This window comes from Mesorhizobium sp. B264B1B (assembly GCF_020165765.1).
Classification (GTDB): Bacteria; Pseudomonadota; Alphaproteobacteria; order Rhizobiales; family Rhizobiaceae; genus Mesorhizobium.
This window is the reverse complement of record NZ_JAIUIS010000015.1, coordinates 70,588-90,243: the sequence shown is the minus strand read 5'-3', so window position 1 is coordinate 90,243 and position 19,656 is coordinate 70,588. Positions and strand designations below refer to the sequence as shown.

Annotated in this window: 18 protein-coding genes; 15 read left to right on the top strand and 3 right to left on the bottom strand. The window is 60.2% G+C overall.

Annotation, left to right across the window (positions count from 1 at the left end):
* Positions 1-39 precede the first annotated feature (39 nt).
* Positions 40-1,104: a LacI family DNA-binding transcriptional regulator gene (locus tag LB547_RS25830; protein WP_064993576.1), complete on the top strand. Its 1,065-nt coding sequence runs from the start codon at positions 40-42 to the stop codon at positions 1,102-1,104.
* A gap of 162 nt (positions 1,105-1,266) precedes the next feature.
* Entirely contained in the window at positions 1,267-2,106 is an 840-nt protein-coding gene (locus tag LB547_RS25825; RefSeq protein WP_064993577.1) for a TIM barrel protein, read from the top strand.
* 14 nt (positions 2,107-2,120) lie between these two features.
* Here LB547_RS25825 and LB547_RS25820 read toward each other — a convergent pair whose 3' ends face one another.
* A complete protein-coding gene (locus LB547_RS25820) occupies positions 2,121-3,038 on the bottom strand; it encodes a LysR family transcriptional regulator (protein WP_064993553.1) in 918 nt (305 codons plus the stop codon).
* 157 nt (positions 3,039-3,195) lie between these two features.
* Between LB547_RS25820 and LB547_RS25815 the strand changes: the two genes are divergently transcribed.
* The 5 genes from LB547_RS25815 (at position 3,196) to LB547_RS25795 (ending at position 7,245) form a co-directional block, all read left to right on the top strand.
* A complete protein-coding gene (locus LB547_RS25815) occupies positions 3,196-3,786 on the top strand; it encodes a NodA family N-acyltransferase (protein ID WP_064993554.1) in 591 nt (196 codons plus the stop codon).
* Positions 3,787-3,999: 213 nt separating this feature from the next.
* Complete coding sequence (locus LB547_RS25810; protein WP_064993555.1) at positions 4,000-4,281, top strand: acyl carrier protein; 282 nt, start codon at positions 4,000-4,002, stop codon at positions 4,279-4,281.
* The gene (locus tag LB547_RS25805; RefSeq protein WP_064993556.1) at positions 4,282-5,490 is read left to right on the top strand and encodes a beta-ketoacyl-[acyl-carrier-protein] synthase family protein; all 1,209 of its coding nucleotides are present in this window, start codon (positions 4,282-4,284) and stop codon (positions 5,488-5,490) included. It begins immediately after the preceding gene.
* A gap of 285 nt (positions 5,491-5,775) precedes the next feature.
* Positions 5,776-6,513 carry a 3-oxoacyl-[acyl-carrier-protein] reductase gene (gene fabG, locus LB547_RS25800; RefSeq protein WP_064993557.1) on the top strand — a complete coding sequence of 246 codons (738 nt, stop codon included), beginning with the start codon at positions 5,776-5,778 and terminating at the stop codon, positions 6,511-6,513.
* Between the two features lie 234 nt (positions 6,514-6,747).
* Positions 6,748-7,245 carry a hypothetical protein gene (locus tag LB547_RS25795; RefSeq protein WP_064993558.1) on the top strand — a complete coding sequence of 166 codons (498 nt, stop codon included), beginning with the start codon at positions 6,748-6,750 and terminating at the stop codon, positions 7,243-7,245.
* Here LB547_RS25795 and LB547_RS25790 read toward each other — a convergent pair.
* Positions 7,233-8,216, bottom strand: coding sequence for a LysR family transcriptional regulator (locus tag LB547_RS25790; RefSeq protein WP_064993559.1), 984 nt, complete (start codon positions 8,214-8,216; stop codon positions 7,233-7,235). The two genes, LB547_RS25795 and LB547_RS25790, sit on opposite strands and share 13 nt — an antisense overlap.
* A gap of 299 nt (positions 8,217-8,515) precedes the next feature.
* Here LB547_RS25790 and LB547_RS25785 point away from each other — a divergent pair, with 299 nt between their 5' ends.
* The 8 genes from LB547_RS25785 (at position 8,516) to LB547_RS25750 (ending at position 18,465) form a co-directional block, all read left to right on the top strand.
* Positions 8,516-9,106, top strand: coding sequence for a NodA family N-acyltransferase (locus LB547_RS25785; protein ID WP_064993560.1), 591 nt, complete (start codon positions 8,516-8,518; stop codon positions 9,104-9,106).
* Positions 9,103-9,744, top strand: coding sequence for a chitooligosaccharide deacetylase NodB (gene nodB / locus LB547_RS25780; protein WP_064993561.1), 642 nt, complete (start codon positions 9,103-9,105; stop codon positions 9,742-9,744). The genes LB547_RS25785 and nodB overlap by 4 nt, the downstream gene beginning before the upstream one ends.
* Positions 9,745-9,758: 14 nt before the next feature.
* Positions 9,759-11,111: a chitooligosaccharide synthase NodC gene (nodC, locus tag LB547_RS25775; protein WP_064993562.1), complete on the top strand. Its 1,353-nt coding sequence runs from the start codon at positions 9,759-9,761 to the stop codon at positions 11,109-11,111.
* Positions 11,112-11,333: 222 nt separating this feature from the next.
* Positions 11,334-12,248 (top strand): nodulation factor ABC transporter ATP-binding protein NodI, encoded by a 915-nt coding sequence (gene nodI / locus LB547_RS25770; protein ID WP_064993563.1) that lies wholly within the window; start codon positions 11,334-11,336, stop codon positions 12,246-12,248.
* A 3-nt stretch (positions 12,249-12,251) separates the two neighbouring features.
* Entirely contained in the window at positions 12,252-13,040 is a 789-nt protein-coding gene (locus LB547_RS25765) for an ABC transporter permease (protein ID WP_064993578.1), read from the top strand.
* A 116-nt stretch (positions 13,041-13,156) separates the two neighbouring features.
* Entirely contained in the window at positions 13,157-13,894 is a 738-nt protein-coding gene (locus tag LB547_RS25760) for a sulfotransferase (RefSeq protein ID WP_064993564.1), read from the top strand.
* A 138-nt stretch (positions 13,895-14,032) separates the two neighbouring features.
* A complete protein-coding gene (locus LB547_RS25755) occupies positions 14,033-15,208 on the top strand; it encodes an efflux RND transporter periplasmic adaptor subunit (RefSeq protein ID WP_086081372.1) in 1,176 nt (391 codons plus the stop codon).
* An 80-nt stretch (positions 15,209-15,288) separates the two neighbouring features.
* Complete coding sequence (locus tag LB547_RS25750) at positions 15,289-18,465, top strand: efflux RND transporter permease subunit (RefSeq protein WP_095790674.1); 3,177 nt, start codon at positions 15,289-15,291, stop codon at positions 18,463-18,465.
* Positions 18,466-18,674: 209 nt separating this feature from the next.
* On the opposite strand, the gene LB547_RS25745 is transcribed toward LB547_RS25750, so the two are convergent.
* Positions 18,675-19,349: a transposase gene (locus LB547_RS25745; RefSeq protein ID WP_224655970.1), complete on the bottom strand. Its 675-nt coding sequence runs from the start codon at positions 19,347-19,349 to the stop codon at positions 18,675-18,677.
* Positions 19,350-19,656: the final 307 nt, after the last annotated feature.

The following is a 19,656-nucleotide window of genomic DNA, read 5'->3' as shown; positions in this document are numbered from 1 at the left end:
TTCACGTTGCCGCCCGGAACCGTCGCCGGGACCGGGCCGATGACACAGGGACAGCCGATCAGAATTGGCGCGACGGCCAAGCGCCCCACAATTGCCGATCTCGCCCGCGAAGCCGGAGTGAGCGTAGCAACGGTCGATCGCGTCCTGAACGATCGTCTTCCGGTGCGGGAGCGGACCGCGCGGCTGGTCAATGAAGCCGCCCACGCGATCGGCTATCATGCGGCGGGTCTCATCAAACAGCGCTTGCAACGGGACCTGCCGCAGTACCGGCTAGGCTTCATCCTGAGAAAGCCGGCCCAGCATTTCTACCAAGATTTCGCGCGCGAGGTCGAAGCAGCGGTTACTTCGGCCGAGACCTTCCATGGCACTCCGGTTATCGAATTCGCGCCTTCGCATTCGCCCGGGGAGCTGGCGGCTAGCCTCAGGAATCTTGGTAGGCGCTGTCACGCGATCGGCATGGTGGCGCCAGACCACCCTAAGATCACGGCGGCAGTCGAGGAGCTCAAGGCAAAAGGCATCCCGGTTTTCTCGCTGCTTTCTGACTTCGCCGCTGGCGCGCGCGAGGGCTACGTAGGTCTCAACAACCACAGGGTCGGGCGCACGGCAGCTTGGATGTTCTCCAAAGCCGCTAAACGGCCTGGCAAAGTGGCGGTGTTTGTCGGCAGCCACCGTTTCCAGAGTCATGAGCTGCGGGAAAGCGGCTTCCGCTCCTATTTCCGTGAGAACGAGCCAGCATTCGAGGTGCTCGATACGCTCTTGAACTTTGAGAAACGACAGATCACTTACGAGGCGCTACTGCATCTTATGCAGCGGGAACCTGAGCTCGTCGGGTTCTACGTGGCCGGCGGTGGCATGGAGGGTGCCATCTCCGCGCTCCGGGACGAGTGCAACGGTCAGGATCTCGTCGTGATCGTGAATGAAATCACGCCGGAGTCACGGGCGGCTCTCGCGGATGACATCGTCACGATGGCGCTCGCCACGCCACTGCGCCGACTTTGCCAGGAGCTGATGCTGCTGATGGACCGCGCCCTCAAGAACGGCACGGCGGAGACATCGGGCCAGACATTTCTGCCGTTCGATATCTATGTGCCGGAGAATATCTGAATGATGTGATTCTATCAGTGCGTGCCAATTTTCTATCATAAATGCAAGAATCGCTCGATTGACTAGCCTGCTCCAATCAGCTTTGTGCATCCGCCTGCGGTGGGGCGCGCGGAGAAGCCAGACAAGACTGGCGCCGCACTTTTTGAAGGAAAAGCCAAGCCCATGCGCCAGGTATCTCCCCGCTTTGCGCTGGAAGACATGGCGGCGCCTTCTGTCGACGTCAGTGCAATTTTCGCAATTGCGCGTGATCAGGGCCTGACCGATGTTCAAATCCGTGACCATCGTTTCAGCAATCCTGTTGCACGCGCCATTCCGGCTGCTGAGGTCCGCTCGGCCGCTACCGAAGCCGGCGTCACGATAATTTCGATGAACGCTTTGCAGCGCTTCGACGACTGGACTGCCATCCGCCGGGCGGAGGCGAGCAAGCTGGCCGACTACGCTGCGGCGTGCGGGGCCAAGACGGTCGTGCTGGTGCCAGTCAACCACGGCTCGCGCGCCAGCGCTGGCGAGCGCCATGACTGTCTCCGCCTCGCTCTAAACGCGCTCAAGCCGGTCCTCCAATCGCGCGGCCTTGTCGGCCTGATTGAGCCGCTGGGCTTTCGAACCTGCTCGCTCCGATCAAAGAAGGAAGCGGTCGAGGCGATTGCCGCGGTTGACGGCCAGACCGTGTTTCGCCTGATGCACGATACGTTCCACCACACGCTCGCCGGCGAGGCCTCCTTGTTTGGCGAGCTTACCGGACTGGCGCACATTTCAGGCGTGAACGACCCGATGTTCTGGATTTGCCCGGATCGCCTTCTTGGAGGTTCTGACAATGCCAGTCAGATCCAGGCGCTGCTTGACCATGGCTATGCGGGACCCTTCTCGTTCGAACTGGTAGAGGAAGTGTGCACGATTGACGAGCTCGCTGGCGCGCTTGCCGCCAGTATTGATTTCATCCAGCGCGTGCTGTCGACGCGAAAGCAGTTGGTCGAAGAGGTAGAAAGCGAAATGGACGTGTAAAGCCTCGCGTGTTGTCACAGCGGAACAGCCATGCGAGCTGCCTCCTGCATCATTACCTCGCGCATCCAGACGCTTGCCGGATCGGTATTATGGAGTGCTGGCCATTGGACCGCTTCGGTGAAAGCAGGAAGCGGCAGCGGAAGTTCCACAATCTGAAGGGGGAAGGTTTTTTCGAAGTGCTTAACCAGCCGGAAGGGCATGGTCGCAATACGAGCCGTGCCGGACACCATGGGTGGGATCATGCTGAAGCCCTGCACGGCCACCTCGACACGTCTTTTAAGACCATGCTCGAGTAAGAACCATTCCTCGACGGACGGCATCAGCGAACGTCCGAACCTGACCGAGACGTGCCTCATCGACAGGTATCTCTCGAATGTAAGTTGCCGTCTCAGCTGCCTGTTCGTGGGACAGCCGACGCATACGAGCCTCTCGTCGAACAAGGCCACGCTCGAATGCGCGCTCGACGTGAACAAATCTGGAAGAACTACAAAATCGACGTCGCCGCGCCCGAGGAGCTCATCGGGGCTATCGTTGACAGGCAGCAATTCGAAACTGACGGCGGGGGCTTCCCGGGCAACACGCTCCACGACTTTCTCAAAAAAAACGAGCGTGGCGAAATCGGAAATAGTGATCCTGAAGCGACGATCGGATCGAGCCGGGTCAAACGGATCGGAAGAAATAATCGTACGCTGGATGTGCAGCAGAGCGTCGCGAACTGCGGGGCCAAGTGCTGCCGCACGTGACGTCAGAATACGTTCGCGGCCGTTCATGCTGAACAGTTCATCGCCGAAAAAATCGCGCAGTCGGGCGACGGCCGCACTCATCGCCGGCTGACTGAGATTGATCCGGCGTGCCGCCGCCGAGAGATTGCGCTCGGCCAGCAATGCGTCCAGCACGACGAGAAGATTGAGATCAAGCCCCCTGAAACGCATTTCTGCGGCTATCCATAGAGTGGATACCTTCCATCGAAACAAAGGATTTTATCATTGTGCTGAAATCTCGCATGGACAAACACCTGACGCACCGATCACCGCTGCCTCTATGCCGTGATGAGCGTCTTAAGGACAACCCGAAAGGAGAAATTCTTCCATGCGCTCTGCCGTGCAGTGGAGGTTATGCTGGGAAAATAGCTTGCAAGTGGCCGACCATGTCGAGCTCTCCGATTTCTTCCGAAAGATCTATGGACGAAACGGGGTCTTCGGCGCAAAGCCATTCGAAGGTGGCCGCAGTTGGGCCGGCGCAAGACCCGAACTCCGCCTTATTGCCAGCGACCCTGAGGGCGTAGCGGCACACATCGGAATACTGCGCCGCTTCATCAAGGTTGGCGACGTCGATGTTCTTGTGGCTGAGTTGGGCCTGTATGGCGTTCGTCAGGATCTTGAGAAGCTCGGAATCAGCTTTTCTATGCGCGCCGTATATCCCGTCCTGCAGCAGATGGGGGTTCCCTTCGCTTTCGGCACGGTTCGGCACGCCATGCGTAACCATGTTGAGAGGTACTGCAGAGAGGGCATAGCCACCATTGTGCCAGGCGTCCGGGTCCGTTCGAGCCGCGCAAATGTGCATCACGACCTGCCGTCCACGCGCCTGGATGACGTACTCGTGTTGGTATCGCCAATTGGACGCTCCATGGACGAATGGCCCTCCGGCACGCTGATCGACCGCAACGGTCCGGAGCTGTGAAGCTTCGGGGCTGCATATCCGTCCCGAGTGGCTACGGCCTCCCAGCAAGATTCTTCGCCATCGCGGCCTGCGCCGCAGGCCAGCCGGACTTATCCGGCTCCATGGGCGTTAAGCTTCTTCAGTTGCAGAAGTTTGATGGCTGGTTCCCCGATGCGCGCGGCTCAAGGAGTTATGTCGCGCCACGTAAAAACAAGCTGAAATGGAAAGAGACAAATGTCTGATCAACTTATAACGGAAGTCATTGAGATAATCAGGAAGCGCATCGAATCGGAGAACGCCGAGGGAACGACTGCAGCATCCGTCGGCGAAATAACCACTGCGAACGAAGTGACTGCGCTCGGGATCGATTCACTGGGGTTGGCGGACGTGCTCTGGGATCTCGAGCAGGCGTACGGCATCAAGATCGAGATGAACTCGGCCGATGCGTGGTCTGATCTCCAAACTGTCGGGGACATGGTGGAAGCCATCCGCGGCTTGCTCAACAAGGCGGCTTGAATGGATCGCCGGGTCGTCATCACTGGACTGGGCGGGCTGTGCGGGCTGGGCACCGATGTCGGGTCCATCTGGAAAGGCATGCGCGAGGGCCGATCGGCCATCGGTCCCATTGTCAATGCACAGCTTCACGGACTGGAGGGCGCGATCGGCGCCGAGATCAAGACGCTGCCTGAGCACGACATTGAGCCTCGGCAGCTGCTCTCCATGGGACGTTTCAGCCTGCTTGCCGTGCTTGCAGCACGCGAAGCCATGCGACAGTCCGGACTCTCCTGCGATGAAGGCAATGCCCATCGCTTTGGCGCAATAGTGGGTGCCGGCTTCGGCGGCTTCGATGCGACCGAGAAAGGCTACCGCGACGTCCTTTTGGGGGGAGCGTCCCGCGTTGAACTGTTCTCGGGAGTAAAGGCGATGCCGAGCGCGGCTGCGTGCCAGGTCAGCATGAGCCTCGGCCTTCGCGGGCCGGTCTTCGCCGTCACCACCGCCTGTGCATCGGGCAATCATGCGATTGCCTCGGCCGTAGACCAGATCAAGTATGGCCGGGCCGACGTGATGCTTGCGGGAGGCAGCGACGCGGCGTTCGTGTACATGATGATGAAGGCATGGGAAGCCATGCGCGTGCTCGCTCCGGACACTTGCCGGCCCTTCTCCGCGGACCGGAAGGGAGTGGTGCTGGGCGAAGGTGCGGGCATGGCCGTACTGGAAAGCTATGAGCATGCTACCGCCCGGGGTGCAAAGATTCTTGCCGAGGTCGCGGGCATCGGTCTGTCTGCCGATGCCTCCCACATCGCCGCGCCGGCAGTTCACGGGCCGGAAGGCGCGATGCGCGCCTGCCTTGCCGATGCGAAACTGAATCCAGAGGACGTCGAGTACCTGAACGCGCACGGCACCGGCACCAAGGCCAACGATCAAATCGAAACGGCGGCGATCAAGCGAGTCTTCGGTGAGCATGCTCATTCGATGTCCGTCTCTTCCACCAAATCCACCCACGGTCACTGCCTAGGTGCAGCCAGCGCGATTGAAATGATCGCCTGTGTGATGGCGATTCAGGAGGGCGTGGTACCTCCGACCGCCAACTATCGCGAGCCAGACCCCGATTGCGATCTCGATGTCACGCCCAACGTGCCGCGCGAGCGTAAGGTGCGTGTGGCCATGAGCAACGCGTTTGCCATGGGGGGCACGAACGCAGTTCTAGCGTTCAAGCACGTATAGTGAGCGTCCATGTCGCCGCAAAGTCCTTCCGCGAGCCTTGCTAGACAGTCTGAACGCTCTCCCAGTGTCCACCAGTCAGCTCCAGGTGGTCAGATCGGTCGAGCCGCGTCTGGTCGTGCGGCCGATGCCGCCGCAACCCAATTGGTGCGTGAACTCACCAAGGCCGTTTGGCTGGATAAAATATTACGTCGCCGCGGATCGGGAGCGCCCAGGAAGCCATCCATCGAGCCGAGACTTCCGGCAGGCGAAACCGAATTCGCCGGCCTGAAGAGAAGAGGACAAGATATGTTCGAATTGAAGGGCCGCAAGGCGCTCGTCACCGGGGCATCGGGAGGCATCGGCGAGGCGATAGCCAGGATACTGCATGCGCAGGGCGCCATTGTCGGCCTGCATGGTACGCGCATCGAAAAGCTGGAGACGCTGGCCAACGAACTGGGCGACCGGGTCAAGCTGTTTCCGGCCAACCTGTCGAACCGCGACGAGGTCAAGGCGCTTGGCCAGAAGACGGAGGCCGATCTCGAAGGGGTTGACATCCTGGTCAACAATGCCGGCATCACCAAGGACGGCCTGTTCGTGCGCATGTCGGACGCCGATTGGGACTCAGTGCTCGAGGTCAACCTGACCGCCGTTTTCCGGCTGACCCGGGAACTGACCCACCCGATGATGCGCCGCCGCCACGGCCGCATCATCAACATCACTTCAGTTTCGGGTATCACCGGTAATTCGGGCCAGACCAACTACTCAGCTTCCAAGGCCGGCATGATCGGTTTCTCCAAGTCTCTGGCGCAGGAGATCGCCACCCGCAACATCACCGTCAACTGCGTCGCCCCGGGCTTCATCGAATCGGCCATGACCGACAAGCTCAACGACAAGCAGAAAGAGGCGATTATGGCGGCGATCCCGACCCGGCGGATGGGCACCAGCGCTGAAGTCGCGTCCGCGGTTGCCTACCTCGCCTCCGATGAAGCAGCCTACGTCAGCGGCCAGACCGTCCACGTCAATGGCGGCATGGCCATGATCTGAGCACGGGTAACCGGAGCCTACCTTGTCGTAGGCATCGCGCGACAGGTCTCACCGCCGGGGTTTGCAGGGCATGTGCTGCTGCATGCGGATCAAACGTCCGCGGCGCTTGTCGTAAACGGTTCATCCCGCAGCCCGGCCACGGCTGCACCCATGGCCGTGCGATGAGTTTGATACGCGTGCCGCGGAAGCGCAACAGGGGTCTCAAAGCCAGGCGCAGGCCTTTCCAGGGTCGTCATGGCGACCAAGATCCTTGCGCTCACCGATCCGCTCGGCACTTGTGTGCTTCGTCCCCCGTCAGGAGGCCGCTTCGATACGGGGTTTCGCCCGCGCATCGAGGGCGTCGCCTTCGGCGATCCGATCGCCGACACGGGGTTCAACATCAACACCATCATTGCCGATCTGAACGAGCGCGGCGCCAGGATCGCAATCCAGCACGATCCGAGGCGCGCCTTGCCGCCGCCTCTCGATCTGGAAGCGTCATCTGATCGAGAACTTCTTCTGCACCCAAGCGTATGGCAGGACAACTCCAACCAGAGCTTCGAAGCGAGCATCGACCGCAACCCTGGCATAACCCACGATGGGCCTCAGACCAAGGCCAGCCAAGATGCGAACCGGATGAGGTACCGACCAGAGACATGCACTTCGAGCTCCGCTCCTCGCTCCGGGCGTCTCACAGTCTGCAAGCGCAACACCTGCCGATCAGCTGACGATCTGTCGCCTCAGGCAACATGAGTGTGGGCGGTAACGGCCGACACAAATCCAGGAGCGCTGGGGGCCTCGCGTGGATTCGCAGGAGTAGCAAGTCGGGATGCTTCCTGCACCATTATCTCCCGCATCCAGATGCTGGCTGGATCACCGTTGTGGTTGGCCAGCCATTGGACGGCTTCGGTGAAAACGGGAAGCGGCAGTGGAAGTTCGACGACCTTAAGGGGGAACGTTCTTTCGAAGTGCTTAACCAGCCGGAAGGGCACGGACGAAATACGAGCTGTGCCGGACACCATTGGCGGCACCATGCTGAAGCCCTGCACCTCGACTTCGACACGTCTTTTTAGGCCGTGCTCGAGCAAGAACAGTTCCTCGATAGAGGGCTTGCGCCAACGTCCGAACCTGACGCAGACGTGCCTCATCGACAGGTATCTCTCAAATGTAAGCTGCCGTGGCAGCTGCTTGTTGGCGGCACAGCCCACGCATACCAGCTTCTCATCGAAAAGCGCCACGCTTGGAAACGCGCCCGACATGAACATATTCGGAAGAATTACAAAGTCGATGTCGCCGCGCCGGAGGAGCTCGTCTGGGTAGTCATCGAGTGGCAGCAATTCGAACGTGACGGCGGGGGCTTCACGAGCGACACGCTCCACGACTTTTTCAAAAAAAACGAGCGTGGCGAAATCGGAAATAATGATCCTAAAGCGTCGATCGGATCGAGCCGGGTCAAACGGATCCGAAGAAATAATCGAGGACTGGATACGCAGGAGAGCGTCGCGGACTGCGGGGGCAAGTGCAATCGCTCGTGCGGTCAGGATGCGCTCTCGACCGTTCATACTGAACAGTTCATCACCGAAAAAGTCGCGCAGCCGGGCGACAGCCGCACTCATGGCCGGCTGGCTTAGGTTTATGCGGCGTGCCGCCGCCGAGAGAGTGCGCTCGGCCAGCAATGCGTCCAGCACAACGAGAAGGTTGAGATCAAGCCCCTTGAAACGCATGCGTGCGGCTATCCATAGAGTGGATACCTTTCATCGAAACAAACGATTTTACCAGTTTTGCTGAACGTCGCATAGGGACCTCACAAGAGATGTAAGCAAGCCCTAAAGGAACTTGATGCTTGCGTGGGTGCCGGACAGCATTTCTGGCGTACGCCTTCCGGTGTCGACCGGATCGCATGTCCAGTGCGGCTAAAGTTCACCGGTGACCTGCGAAAGCCATATCGCGCCGGCTCGACGCGACAAGCTCCCCGTCATTAGGCGCTTACCTCAGGAAAACAGGAACGGACAGAGGTCTTTCCATGCGCTCTGAAGTGCAGTGGAGGTTGTGTTGGGAAAACGAGTTGCAACTGCATGAGCATGTCGAGCTGTCAGACTTCTTGCACAAAACCTATGGAGGGACTGGCACCTTCTCCGCAATGCGATTCGAAGGCGGCCGCAGTTGGTTCGGCGCGAGGCCAGAGTTCCGCGCAATTGGTAGGGACACGCACGGTGTAGCGGCACATCTCGGTCTACTGCGCCGGTTCATCAAAGTTGGCGAAATCGACGTGCTGGTGGCCGAACTCGGATTGTACGGGGTGCGTAGGGATCTTGAGGGCCTCGGCATCAGCTTGTCCCTGCGCAGTCTGTATCCGGCGCTGCAGCAGATGGGCGTTCCATTCGCTTTCGGCCAGGTTCGGCACGAAATGCGAAATCACATCCAGAGGCTCTGCAAGGTGGGGCTTGGGAAGATTGTGCCGGACGTTCGCATCCGCTCGACCCTGGCAGACATGCATCCCGACCTGCCGCCCACGCGCTTGGAGGACGATCTCCTCTTTGTCTCGCCGATTGGGCGGTCGATTGACGAGTGGCCGTCCGGCACCTTCATCGAGCGGAACGGTCCGGAGCTATGAAACATCTGGACCGCATATGTGAAATGTCCAGTCACTGCGCAGACGGCACCCAAGAGCGCAGCGTCTATCTCACGTTTGACGACGGTCCCGATCCCGTTTGGACACCGGAGGTCCTCGACGTGCTGGCGCAACACCGGACACCGGCGACATTCTTCCTGATCGGTGACGCGGCTGTAGACCGGCCGGAGCTTGTCCGGCGAATTATTGCGGATGGGCATGAAGTGGCCAATCACACGATGACTCATCGCGACCTGTCCAGATGCGAACCCGGCGAAGTTGAACGTGAAATAGTTGAGGCGAACAGCGCCATCAGGATGGCGTGCCCCCAAGCTGCGCTGCGGTACTTTCGTGCGCCCTATGGGAGCTGGACCGAAGAAGCTCTCAAAGTCTCGGCGAGCACTGGATTGGCACCCCTGCATTGGTCAGTCGATCCGCGAGACTGGTCTCGCCCCGGCGCGGACTTGATTGTCGATGCAGTTCTCGCCGGGGTCCGCCCGGGCGCGATTGTGCTCCTTCACGACGGGTGTGACTGCTCTCGAAGGAATCCACGCGACCAGACCGTTATGGCGCTGTCCCGCCTGATCCCAGCGCTGCACGACCGCGGATTCACAGTCCGACCCCTTCCTCAACATCATTGAACAAACGAGATCCTATGGACCCGCTTACCACAGCCAGTACCGTCGCCGTTTCGTGTTACGCGCTGCTCTCGACCGTTTATAAAGGCATGCAAGCGGTTTATGCGCAGCCGGGACACGTTGCCTCAAGCTCGGACGACTTGCTCGCCTTCGACCTTTGGCCGAGCGTGGATGTCATTATCCCCTGCTACAACGAGGAGCCGCGCACACTTTCGGCCTGTCTGGCTTCGGTTGCAAACCAGGAATACGCCGGAAAGCTGCACGTCTATGTGGTTGATGACGGTTCTGGAAATCGCAACGCCCTCATGCCGGTGCATCACGCCTACGTAGACGACCCCAGATTCACCTTTATTCAGCTCCCCCACAACGTCGGCAAACGTAAAGCACAGATCGCCGCGATCCGTGGTTCGTCTGGAGATTTCGTGCTCAGCGTCGACTCTGACACGACTCTCGAGCCCGACGTGATCGCGAAACTTACCGCAAGGATGCGGGATCCAGCGATCGGCGCCGCCATGGGCCAGCTGACGGCATCCAACCGGAGCGACACTTGGTTGACCCGGTTAATTGACATGGAGTACTGGCTCGCTTGCAACGAGGAACGGGCAGCGCAGGCCCGCTTTGGTGCGGTCATGTGCTGTTGCGGCCCCTGTGCAATGTACCGCCGCTCTTGTCTGATGTCGCTGCTGGATCAATACGAAACTCAGCTGTTTAGGGGCAAACCTAGCGACTTCGGCGAGGACCGCCATCTTACCATCCTGATGCTGAAAGCAGGCTTTCGGACCGAGTACGTTCCGGACGCCATCGCGGCGACAGTCGTTCCGGACAAGATGGGACCCTATCTGCGCCAACAACTACGCTGGGCACGAAGCACTTTCCGCGACACGCTGCTGGCACTGCGCCTGTTGCCGGGCCTCGATCGCTACCTCACGTTGGACGTGATTGGACAGAATCTCGGTCCATTGTTGCTCGCGGTCGCTGTACTCGCCGGGCTCGCAGAGCTCGCATTGGCAAATACGGTGCCTTGGCCAACGGCAATCATCATTGCCGGCATGACGATCATTCGATGCACCGTGATAGCTTTGCGTGCACGCCAAGTCCGGTTCTTCGGCTTTTCTCTGCACACGTTCATCAACATCTTTCTCCTACTTCCCTTGAAAGCTTATGCGTTGTGCACCTTGAGCAACAGTGATTGGCTGTCGCGCAAAAATGCCATCCAGCCCCATGGGAGCAAGAAGCCGATCATCGTCGCAAACCCGATCACCAGGGCAAATGGTACAGGCAGTCCGGGAATTGCCGGCTCGAATCGTACTGATCGTTCGCGCGATTCTGCACAGCTGGTTGAGCCTGGCGTTCTTCACAGCTCCGACTGAGCACTTGGGTAGAGAATACGTCGTGAGCTTAGGCATACATCAACGATCAGACCGAGAACCAGCCGAAAGCGACTGTAGCCTTCGACCCTTTTTTGCGCGGCTGCTACAATCGCTTTCTCTCATTCCTCAAGGACCAGCACAGGTACCAGCTGCTCTGGACCAGAACCTCGAAAGTAAGCTGCCGGCCGGCCGATTGGCCTGTTTTCAGCCTGAGATAGACGTATGTCCAATGTAGCAATCGACCTTGACCAGGTAACCAAGTCATTTGGCAGCAAACTCGTTGTGAAAGGGTTGTCCTTCACTGTGGGGACGGGAGAGTGCTTCGGCCTGCTGGGGCCGAACGGTGCAGGCAAGAGCACCATTGCCCGCATGCTCCTCGGCATGACCCGGCCTGACTCCGGTAAGATCACGGTGCTCGGGGTGCCGGTGCCGGCTCGAAGTCGCTTGGCCCGCAAGGGCATAGGTGTCGTTCCGCAGTTCGACAACCTGGACCTGGAATTCACGGTCCGCGAGAACCTGGTGGTGTTCGGGCGATACTTCGGCATGAGCACACGGAAGATTCAAGAGGTCGTTCCATCTCTCCTCGAGTTTGCCCGCCTTGAGAGCAAGGCGGACTCACGTGTCGGCCAGCTGTCAGGCGGCATGAAGCGGCGTCTAACGTTGGCACGCGCGCTGATCAACGACCCACAACTTCTTATAATGGACGAGCCAACTACCGGCCTCGACCCGCACGCCCGCCACCTGATCTGGGAGCGGCTCCGTTTTCTGCTGGCGAGCGGAAAGACAATCATTTTGACCACCCACTTCATGGAAGAGGCTGAGCGGCTATGCGATCGGCTGTGTGTACTGGAGCGGGGACGCAAGATTGCCGAGGGCAGCCCTCATGCGTTGATAGACGAACATATTGGATGCAATGTGATCGAGATCTTTGGCGGCAATCCGCAGGAGCTGACTTCGCTAATCAAGCCGTACGTTCAGCGCATTGAGGTAAGCGGCGAGACACTCTTTTGCTATGCGCCCGATCCAGAGCAGGTGCGTGGCCAGCTTCGCGGGCGCGCAGGTCTGCGGATTCTGGAGCGCCCACCAAGTCTGGAGGACGTCTTCTTGCGGCTAACCGGACGCGAGATGGAGAAGTGAATGATGCGTGAAGATCTTGCGGCGGCACTGCCCGCCAACGCGTGGAACTGGATTGCGGTGTGGCGCCGCAACTATCTGGCGTGGAAGAAGGTCGCATTTGCGTCTCTTCTCGGTACTCTCGCCGATCCTTTAATTTACCTTTTCGGGCTCGGTACTGGTCTTGGCCTAATGGTGGGTCAGGTTGAAGGCGCCTCGTATATTGCCTTCTTGGCAGCCGGGATGGTCGCGACAGGCGCGATGACCGCATCGACCTTCGAAACAATATACGCGGTTTTCAGTCGCATGCGCGACCTGGGCACCTGGGAAGCAATCCTGCATACACAACTCACGCTGGGCGACATCGTTCTCGGTGAATTGGCGTGGGCAGCCACCAAGGCCTTTCTCGCAGGCACGGCAATTACCATTGTTGCTGCTACGCTGGGCTATGCGGCGTGGACGTCCGTGCCCTATGTGCTGCCGGTGGTCGCTCTCACCGGCTTTGCCTTTGCCAGCCTCGCAATGGTCGTCATCGCGCTCGCGCCCAGCTACCACTATTTTATATTCTATCAGACGCTCGTCATCACACCCATGCTGTTCCTGTCTGGTGCGGTCTTTCCAGTCGGCCAACTGCCAGGCGCCTTTCAGCGCGTCGCGGCCTTCTCCCCGCTGGCGAACTCTATCGACCTGATCCGTCCGGTAATGCTCGGCCATTTGGCAGACAACGTCGGGCTGCATATCGGCGCACTTTGTATGTACGCCGTATTGCCGTTTTTCCTCTCTGCTGCGCTGTTTCGTCGACGTCTGATGCGTTGATGCTGCTGCGACCGGCACGAGAGGATTGAGTCCAGTTCAAGACATAGCAGCCGAGCTTGTTGTGCCCTGGTCTGCCCTAAACCCTCGCGACCGCTACTAGCTGGAAACACATAGCAATGACTCACCCCACGCCTACGCCTCAGCCTTTTGTGATCCTTGCGATGCCAAGGACTGGCACACACTATCTCGAGGAATTGCTAAACGAGCATCCGACGGTACTAAGCAACGGTGAGCTGCTCAATGAGTATGATGCCAATTGGCCCGGGAAGGATCGCCTGCTACGCACCGATCGTGAGCTCCTCGAACAAGCCTACTTGCGCTATCCCACGCCAGACTACAAGAAAGTGACGCATGTCGGCTGCAAGATCAATGAACCCCAATTTCGCGAACGCCCAGCTTTTTTTGCCGAACTGACTCGTTGGCCAGCCCTCAAAGTCATTCTCGTAACTCGAAATATATTAGAATCGCTACGGTCCTTTGCACAGGCAAGACAAAGCGGGCAATGGCTGAAATTCAGTTCGGACGCCGCTCGGCCACCGCGCGTCCGATTGTCAATCGCTGACTGTGAGGCTTACTTCAAAGCCGCGGACGATTTCCACGCGCGCATTGAGCACTCCTTCACGTCGAGCCAGCTGCTCGTAGTGGAATACGAGAGCCTCCTTCACGAGCCCGCTGCTTGCTTAGGAAAGGTTTGGGATTTCCTGGGCGCGCCGACCATCGAGCTATCTGATCCAGCCAACCTTCAGCGCCAGGAAACGCGAGCGCTAGACCAGACCGTGCAGAATTTTGATGAGTTGCAGCTCCACTTCGCGGATGGACCTTACGCCCGGTTCTTTGAAGCGGGGACTCTCTGACTGGCGCCGTTCTCGGTTCACGGTCGCAGCCTAGCTTCTGTGCCATCTGATCGTGGTCGCTTCCCTGGGTTGGCTTCTCCGGCATCAACGAGGACCGCTTGCCTCATACAGAGGTGAACCCGCGGTGGAAAAATGACGATGCCCAACATCAGGTTTCACAAGCTTGCAGCCATTGTTGTGCTCATTGGTTTCGCGGCGTGGATGGCGACAGGCGAGTTTTCGTCGGTCGGCAGCGTAGCCGCCAACAAAGCCAAGGCAGCCGAAGCCGAACAGGCCAAGGCGCCGGACGCGGCCAAGCCGAAGACGGCTGAAGCCGAGCCGAAGGCACCGCTGCGCACCGTTGCGGTGGTGACGCCGCCACGCAAGACCTATGCACGCGCCATCCGCATTTCCGGGCTGACCGAAGCCGACAAGCGGGCGGTGCTGGCGACGCGCGTCGCCGGTGTCATCGACAAGCTGCCTGTCAAGCAAGGCGATCACGTCAAGACGGGGGATCTGGTGCTGATGCTTGCGGCGGAAGAAAAGATCTCGATGGTCGACAATGCAAAGCAGTTGGTGGTGCAGCGCCAGGCCGAGTTGGACGCAGCCTTGCGGCTGATGAAGACCGGCAATCTGCCGAAGCTGCAGCTCGACACCGCGCGCTCGAACCTGACCTCGGCGCAGTCGCAACTGGAAACGGCACAGGCCGAACTTGACCGCAACGAGGTGAAGGCGCCCTTCGACGGCGTTATCGACCGGGTGCCGGTGGAACTTGGCAGTTCCATCATGCAGGGCGGCGAGGTGGCAACCATCCTCAAGCTCGATCCGGTGATTGCCCGCGGCGAAGTCAGCGAGCGCGATCTCGGCTACCTGAAACTCGGGGACAAGGCCACCATACGGCTGGTCAGCGGCCAGACCGTCGAAGGCACCGTGCGCTACATCAGCCGCGACGCCTCTTCGGCGACCCGCACCTTCCGCGTCGAGGTTGCCGTCCCCAATGCCGACGGCTCCGTGCCGGCCGGCATGACGGCGGAAATCGCACTCAGCGCGCTGCCGACCGATGCGGTGCTGCTGCCGCGCTCGGTGGTGACGCTCGGCGACAAGGGCGACCTCGGCATCCGTGCCGTCGGCAAGGACAACAAGGTTGCGTTCTTCCCCATCGACCTCGTCGACGACACGCCGACCGGCTTGGTGCTTGGCGGCATCCCTGCCGATGCGCGCATCATCGTTGCCGGCCAGGAACTGGTGAAGGAAGGCGATGAGGTCAAGCCGGTCGAAGCCGACCAGGCAACCATCCAGAAACTGCTGGGCGAAGCGACCGCCGGCACGCAGTAGCATGGGGTACGGCGGACAGACCCCGGGCGGGGACACTTGGCTGCGACGCAGCTCGTGAAATTCAAGAACAGGCGTTAGCCATGGATATCGTCAGACTCGCAATCAACAATGCCCGCCTGACCATTTCGGTCCTCGTCTTCCTTCTGCTCGCCGGCTGGGTCGCCTATCAGTCGACGCCGAAGGAAGCCGAGCCCGACGTTCCGATTCCGATGATGTATATCAGCCTGATCTATCAGGGCATTTCGCCGGAGGATTCGGAGCGCCTTCTGCTGCGGCCGATGGAAAGCAAGCTGAAGAGCCTGAAAGGCCTCAAGGAAATGCGCTCGGCCGCCTTCCAGGGCGGCGGCTATGTGCTGGTCGAGTTCCAGCCGCAGACAAATCTGGCGACGGCCTTGCAGGACACGCGCTCCAAGGTCCAGGACGGCAAGGCCGACCTGCCGCAGGCGGCCGAAGAGCCGGTCGTTACCGAAGTCAACATCTCCGAATTCCCCGTCCTCGTCGTCACCCTGTCGGGCGAATTGCCCGAACGCGTGCTAGCCGCCGCGGCGCGCGAGTTGCGCGACCGCATCGAGGAAGTGCCAGGCGTCCTGGAGGGCTCGTTGCAGGGTTCGCGCGACGATCTTGTCGAAGTCGTCATCGATCCGATGAAACTGTCGTCCTACGGGTTGCAACTCGATCAGCTGATCGGCGCTGTCGGTGCCTCCAACAGTCTGGTCGCCGCCGGCAATATCGAAGGCTCGGAAGGCAAATACGCCGTCAAGGTGCCGTCACTGATCGAGACGCCCGAGGACGTGGCGGCCTTGCCCGTGGTCGCCGGCCCCAATGCCGTGGTGCAGGCCAAGGACATCGCGACGATCCGCTCGACCTTCGCCGATGCCACGACGATCACGCGCCTCAATGGCAAGCCGGCCATCGCCATCGAAGTCAAGAAGCGCATCGGCGCCAATCTGATCGACACGCTCGCCAAGGTCAGGGAGGTGTCCGACGCCTACGTCAAGACGATGCCGCAAGGCATGAACGTCACCTACACGCAGGACAAGTCGGTCTTCGTCAACCAGTTGCTCGGCGATCTGCAGAACCACGTCATGATCGCCGTCATCCTGGTGTTCATCGTCATCCTCTACGCGCTGTCGGGTCGTGCCTCGCTGCTGATCGGATTGGCCATCCCCTCATCCTTCCTGATCGGCATCCTGTTGCTGGCGATGATGGGCTACACGATCAACATGATCGTGCTGTTCAGCCTCATCCTGGCTGTCGGCATGCTGGTCGACGATGCCATCATCGTCACCGAGTTCGCCGAGCGACGCATGAGCGAGGGCATGCCGAAGGAGCAAGCGTTCGCGCTTGCCGCCAAGCGCATGGCTGGCCCGGTCATCGCGGCGACGATGACGCGCATTGCCGCCTTCTCACCGCTGTTGTTCTGGCCGGGCATCATCGGCGACTTCATGAAATATATGCCGATCACGCTGATCGTGACGCTCTCGGCCTCGATGCTCTATGCGCTGGTCTTCGCACCGACGCTGGGCGCCATATTCGCCAAGGCGCCCGCCCATCACCCCGACGACAATCGCGACGGCTGGTACATGGCCGTGGTCAAGCAGGCGGTGCATTATCCCATCACCGTGCTTGTCCTCACCGTGGCGCTGTTGTTTGGCGTGGGCTACGCCTATTCGAAATTCGGCGCCGGCGTCGAATTCTTCCCGAATGTCGAGCCTGACTACGGCCTGCTCTATGTCCACGCCCGCGGCAATCTTTCGCTTGCCGAAATGGACGCGGCCACCAAGACGGCGGAAAACCGGCTGCTCGGCTGGCCGGGCGTGAAGTCTGTCTATACCCGTGTCGGCAAGACGCAGGGCGGCGGCCAGGATGTGTCCGAGGACGTCGTCGGCGTCATCCAGTATGAATTCATCGACTGGCGCGAGCGCAAATCGGCCAACGATATCCTGAACGATTTGCGTGGCGTCATGGCCGGCATTCCAGGCGTCGACGTCGAGGTTCGCGTTCCGGAAGCCGGCCCGCAGACGGGCAAGCCGATCCAGATCAGGCTTTCGGCCGTCGACCCCAAGGGGCTCGACGACAAAGCGCGCGCGGTTGCGGCACGCATCGGCAAGGTGCCTGGCGTCATCGACATTTCCGACGGCCTCCCGCCGCCCGGCGTCGACTGGGCGCTCGAGGTCGACCGTGCCAAGGCAGCGCAATATGGCATCAGCCCAACCGCTGTCGGCACAGTGGTGCAACTGGTGACCAACGGGCTGAAGCTTTCGGAATACCGGCCTGCCGGCGCCGACGACGCCGTCGACATCAGGCTGCGTCTGCCGGAAGACCGGCGCACGCTGTCGACGCTCGACGAGCTCAGGGTGCAGACCTCGCAAGGCTCGGTGCCGATCTCGAATTTCGTCGTGCGCAAGCCGGAGCCGACGGTCGGTATCCTCAACCGTATCGACGGCGCGCGCACGGTGGTCGTCCAGGCAAACGTTGCCGCAGGCGCCCAGGTCGCGGCCGTGCAGGCGGAGGTCACCAAGGCCGTCTCCGGGATGGATCTCGGCAGCGGCATACGTTGGAAGCTGGCCGGCTCGAACGAAGACAGCGCCGAGGCCAGCGCCTTCCTTGGCAAGGCCTTCGGGGCGGCGATCTTCCTGATCTTCCTGGTGCTGCTGATGCAGTTCAACAAATTCACCAGCGTCTGGCTGGTGCTGTCCTGCGTGGTCATGGCGACGATCGGCGTGTTCCTCGGACTGCTGATAACAGGCGAGACGTTCGGCATCGTCATGTCGGGCATCGGCGTCATCGCTCTGGCCGGCGTGGTGGTGAACAACAACATCGTGCTGATCGACACCTATGACCGGCTGCGCGAAGAGGGCTGGGACAAGATGGAGGCCGTGCTGCAGACCTGCCGCGAGCGCGCGCGCCCGGTGGTGCTGACGGCGGTATCGGCCATTCTCGGCGTGCTGCCGATCGCCTTTGGCCTTGGGCTGGAAATCTTCCACCACGAGACGACGATCAACGCGCCGTCGACGCAATGGTGGATTTCGCTGTCCTCGGCGATCGTCTTCGGCCTGTCCTTCGCGACGGTGCTGACGCTGGTGGTGACACCCTCGATGCTGATGGTGTTCACCCGCGCCAAGATCAAGCCGGGCGCACGGCGCGGCTTGTTCAGCCGGCTGTACCGGCGCGGCAAGGGTGAGATCTCGTCGGATGCGCAAAAAGCGGATGCCGGTCCGGAACCAGCGATCGCCTTCCCGAAAGCCGCCGAATAGGCACGCTGCATGATTTGAATGGCAAAGGCCGCCCGGAACAACGGGCGGCCTTTTGCTTGTTTGCCCCGCAATACGGTGGGCAGTGCCTGACGCAAATGCTCTTCGACTTGCGTTCAGGTCCTTGGGAAGCGCAGACGCGTAAACTACGACCTCTCGGATAGCGGGCGTCGGACAAGAATTCTGGCGCTCCGATCCGCGATTCAGGATTACTAAAGCCCGAGCTTCCTCTTCAGTTCCGCGTTCTCCTTGCGCAGGCGTTCCGCGAGCAGGCTCTTCAGTCGCTTGTTTTCTTCCTCAAGCGCGACGAGGTCCTTCAGATCGTCACCAACCGGCGCCGGCGGCGTAGCTTTCTTCCATTGATAGTAGGTCTGTTCCGAGATGCCGGCCTGCTTTACGGCGCTCTTGTGGGTGGCGCCGCCACTGATAGACTTTTGTATGAGGGCGAGCATCTCGGCGCGCTCCTTTTCAGAGTAGGTCTTACGTCCGGTCGTCGCTGCTGGTGCTTCCTCCGCCTTAGACGCCGCGCTGGCATTCTTCCGAGCAGCTGGCCTAGGCTCAGCCTTCGCCTTCGGCGACCGTTTGGCCTTCTTCTTTTCAGGCATCTCCACTTTGGCTGCCGGTTGGGTTGTAGTTGTTACTGGTTCAGCGTCCAGGGAATTTGCCATGAGATGCTCCGCTCGCGGTTTGTGCCTGTGTTCAGCATCAAGCGCTACGACGCTTGAGTCAACAAGTCGATGATTTGGCAGATCCATCTCCTCGAGTTCTCTTCTTGTCTCGGCCGTTGCTGCGGTAAGATCGACACCGCTCCAGATGGAACCACTTCGCTTTTGAGAACTGCGCTTCTGTCTTATCTCGACCGTGAATGCCGGGGGCTGCCGCCTCATAGGTAGTTCCTTGTTGAAAACGAATTGCGCTGGAAGTCGCGGCAGGCGACGGGTGAAGGTCCGGCCGATTCTTCTGCAGTCGAGCTATATGCATCCGACCGCCCGAGCAAGACCTGTTGGTGACGTACACCGCGGACCATAACGATTCCTGCGAGTACCTAGAAGCAAGTAGGCACTATGCCATCTCTCGATATCGACCAGGTGGCGGAGTCCGCAGCATGCAAAAACTATCTATCGTGTCTTTGATTGTGCATCGACGGCAGGGGTACGAACTGAAAGGAACTGCTCAAGAGCCGATCCAATCTGT

What these genes read in the sequence shown, in the direction of transcription:
- LB547_RS25820 (WP_064993553.1), bottom strand. Translation starts at nt 3,038, where the DNA reads ATGCGTTTCAGGGGGCTTGATCTCAATCTTCTCGTCGTGCTGGACGCA.
- LB547_RS25805 (WP_064993556.1), top strand. Translation starts at nt 4,282, where the DNA reads ATGGATCGCCGGGTCGTCATCACTGGACTGGGCGGGCTGTGCGGGCTG.
- LB547_RS25785 (WP_064993560.1), top strand. Translation starts at nt 8,516, where the DNA reads ATGCGCTCTGAAGTGCAGTGGAGGTTGTGTTGGGAAAACGAGTTGCAA.
- LB547_RS25790 (WP_064993559.1), bottom strand. Translation starts at nt 8,216, where the DNA reads ATGCGTTTCAAGGGGCTTGATCTCAACCTTCTCGTTGTGCTGGACGCA.
- LB547_RS25830 (WP_064993576.1), top strand. Translation starts at nt 40, where the DNA reads ATGACACAGGGACAGCCGATCAGAATTGGCGCGACGGCCAAGCGCCCC.
- LB547_RS25825 (WP_064993577.1), top strand. Translation starts at nt 1,267, where the DNA reads ATGCGCCAGGTATCTCCCCGCTTTGCGCTGGAAGACATGGCGGCGCCT.
- LB547_RS25755 (WP_086081372.1), top strand. Translation starts at nt 14,033, where the DNA reads ATGCCCAACATCAGGTTTCACAAGCTTGCAGCCATTGTTGTGCTCATT.
- LB547_RS25795 (WP_064993558.1), top strand. Translation starts at nt 6,748, where the DNA reads ATGGCGACCAAGATCCTTGCGCTCACCGATCCGCTCGGCACTTGTGTG.
- LB547_RS25745 (WP_224655970.1), bottom strand. Translation starts at nt 19,349, where the DNA reads ATGAGGCGGCAGCCCCCGGCATTCACGGTCGAGATAAGACAGAAGCGC.
- LB547_RS25815 (WP_064993554.1), top strand. Translation starts at nt 3,196, where the DNA reads ATGCGCTCTGCCGTGCAGTGGAGGTTATGCTGGGAAAATAGCTTGCAA.
- nodB (WP_064993561.1), top strand. Translation starts at nt 9,103, where the DNA reads ATGAAACATCTGGACCGCATATGTGAAATGTCCAGTCACTGCGCAGAC.
- LB547_RS25765 (WP_064993578.1), top strand. Translation starts at nt 12,252, where the DNA reads ATGCGTGAAGATCTTGCGGCGGCACTGCCCGCCAACGCGTGGAACTGG.
- LB547_RS25810 (WP_064993555.1), top strand. Translation starts at nt 4,000, where the DNA reads ATGTCTGATCAACTTATAACGGAAGTCATTGAGATAATCAGGAAGCGC.
- LB547_RS25750 (WP_095790674.1), top strand. Translation starts at nt 15,289, where the DNA reads ATGGATATCGTCAGACTCGCAATCAACAATGCCCGCCTGACCATTTCG.
- nodI (WP_064993563.1), top strand. Translation starts at nt 11,334, where the DNA reads ATGTCCAATGTAGCAATCGACCTTGACCAGGTAACCAAGTCATTTGGC.
- fabG (WP_064993557.1), top strand. Translation starts at nt 5,776, where the DNA reads ATGTTCGAATTGAAGGGCCGCAAGGCGCTCGTCACCGGGGCATCGGGA.
- LB547_RS25760 (WP_064993564.1), top strand. Translation starts at nt 13,157, where the DNA reads ATGACTCACCCCACGCCTACGCCTCAGCCTTTTGTGATCCTTGCGATG.
- nodC (WP_064993562.1), top strand. Translation starts at nt 9,759, where the DNA reads ATGGACCCGCTTACCACAGCCAGTACCGTCGCCGTTTCGTGTTACGCG.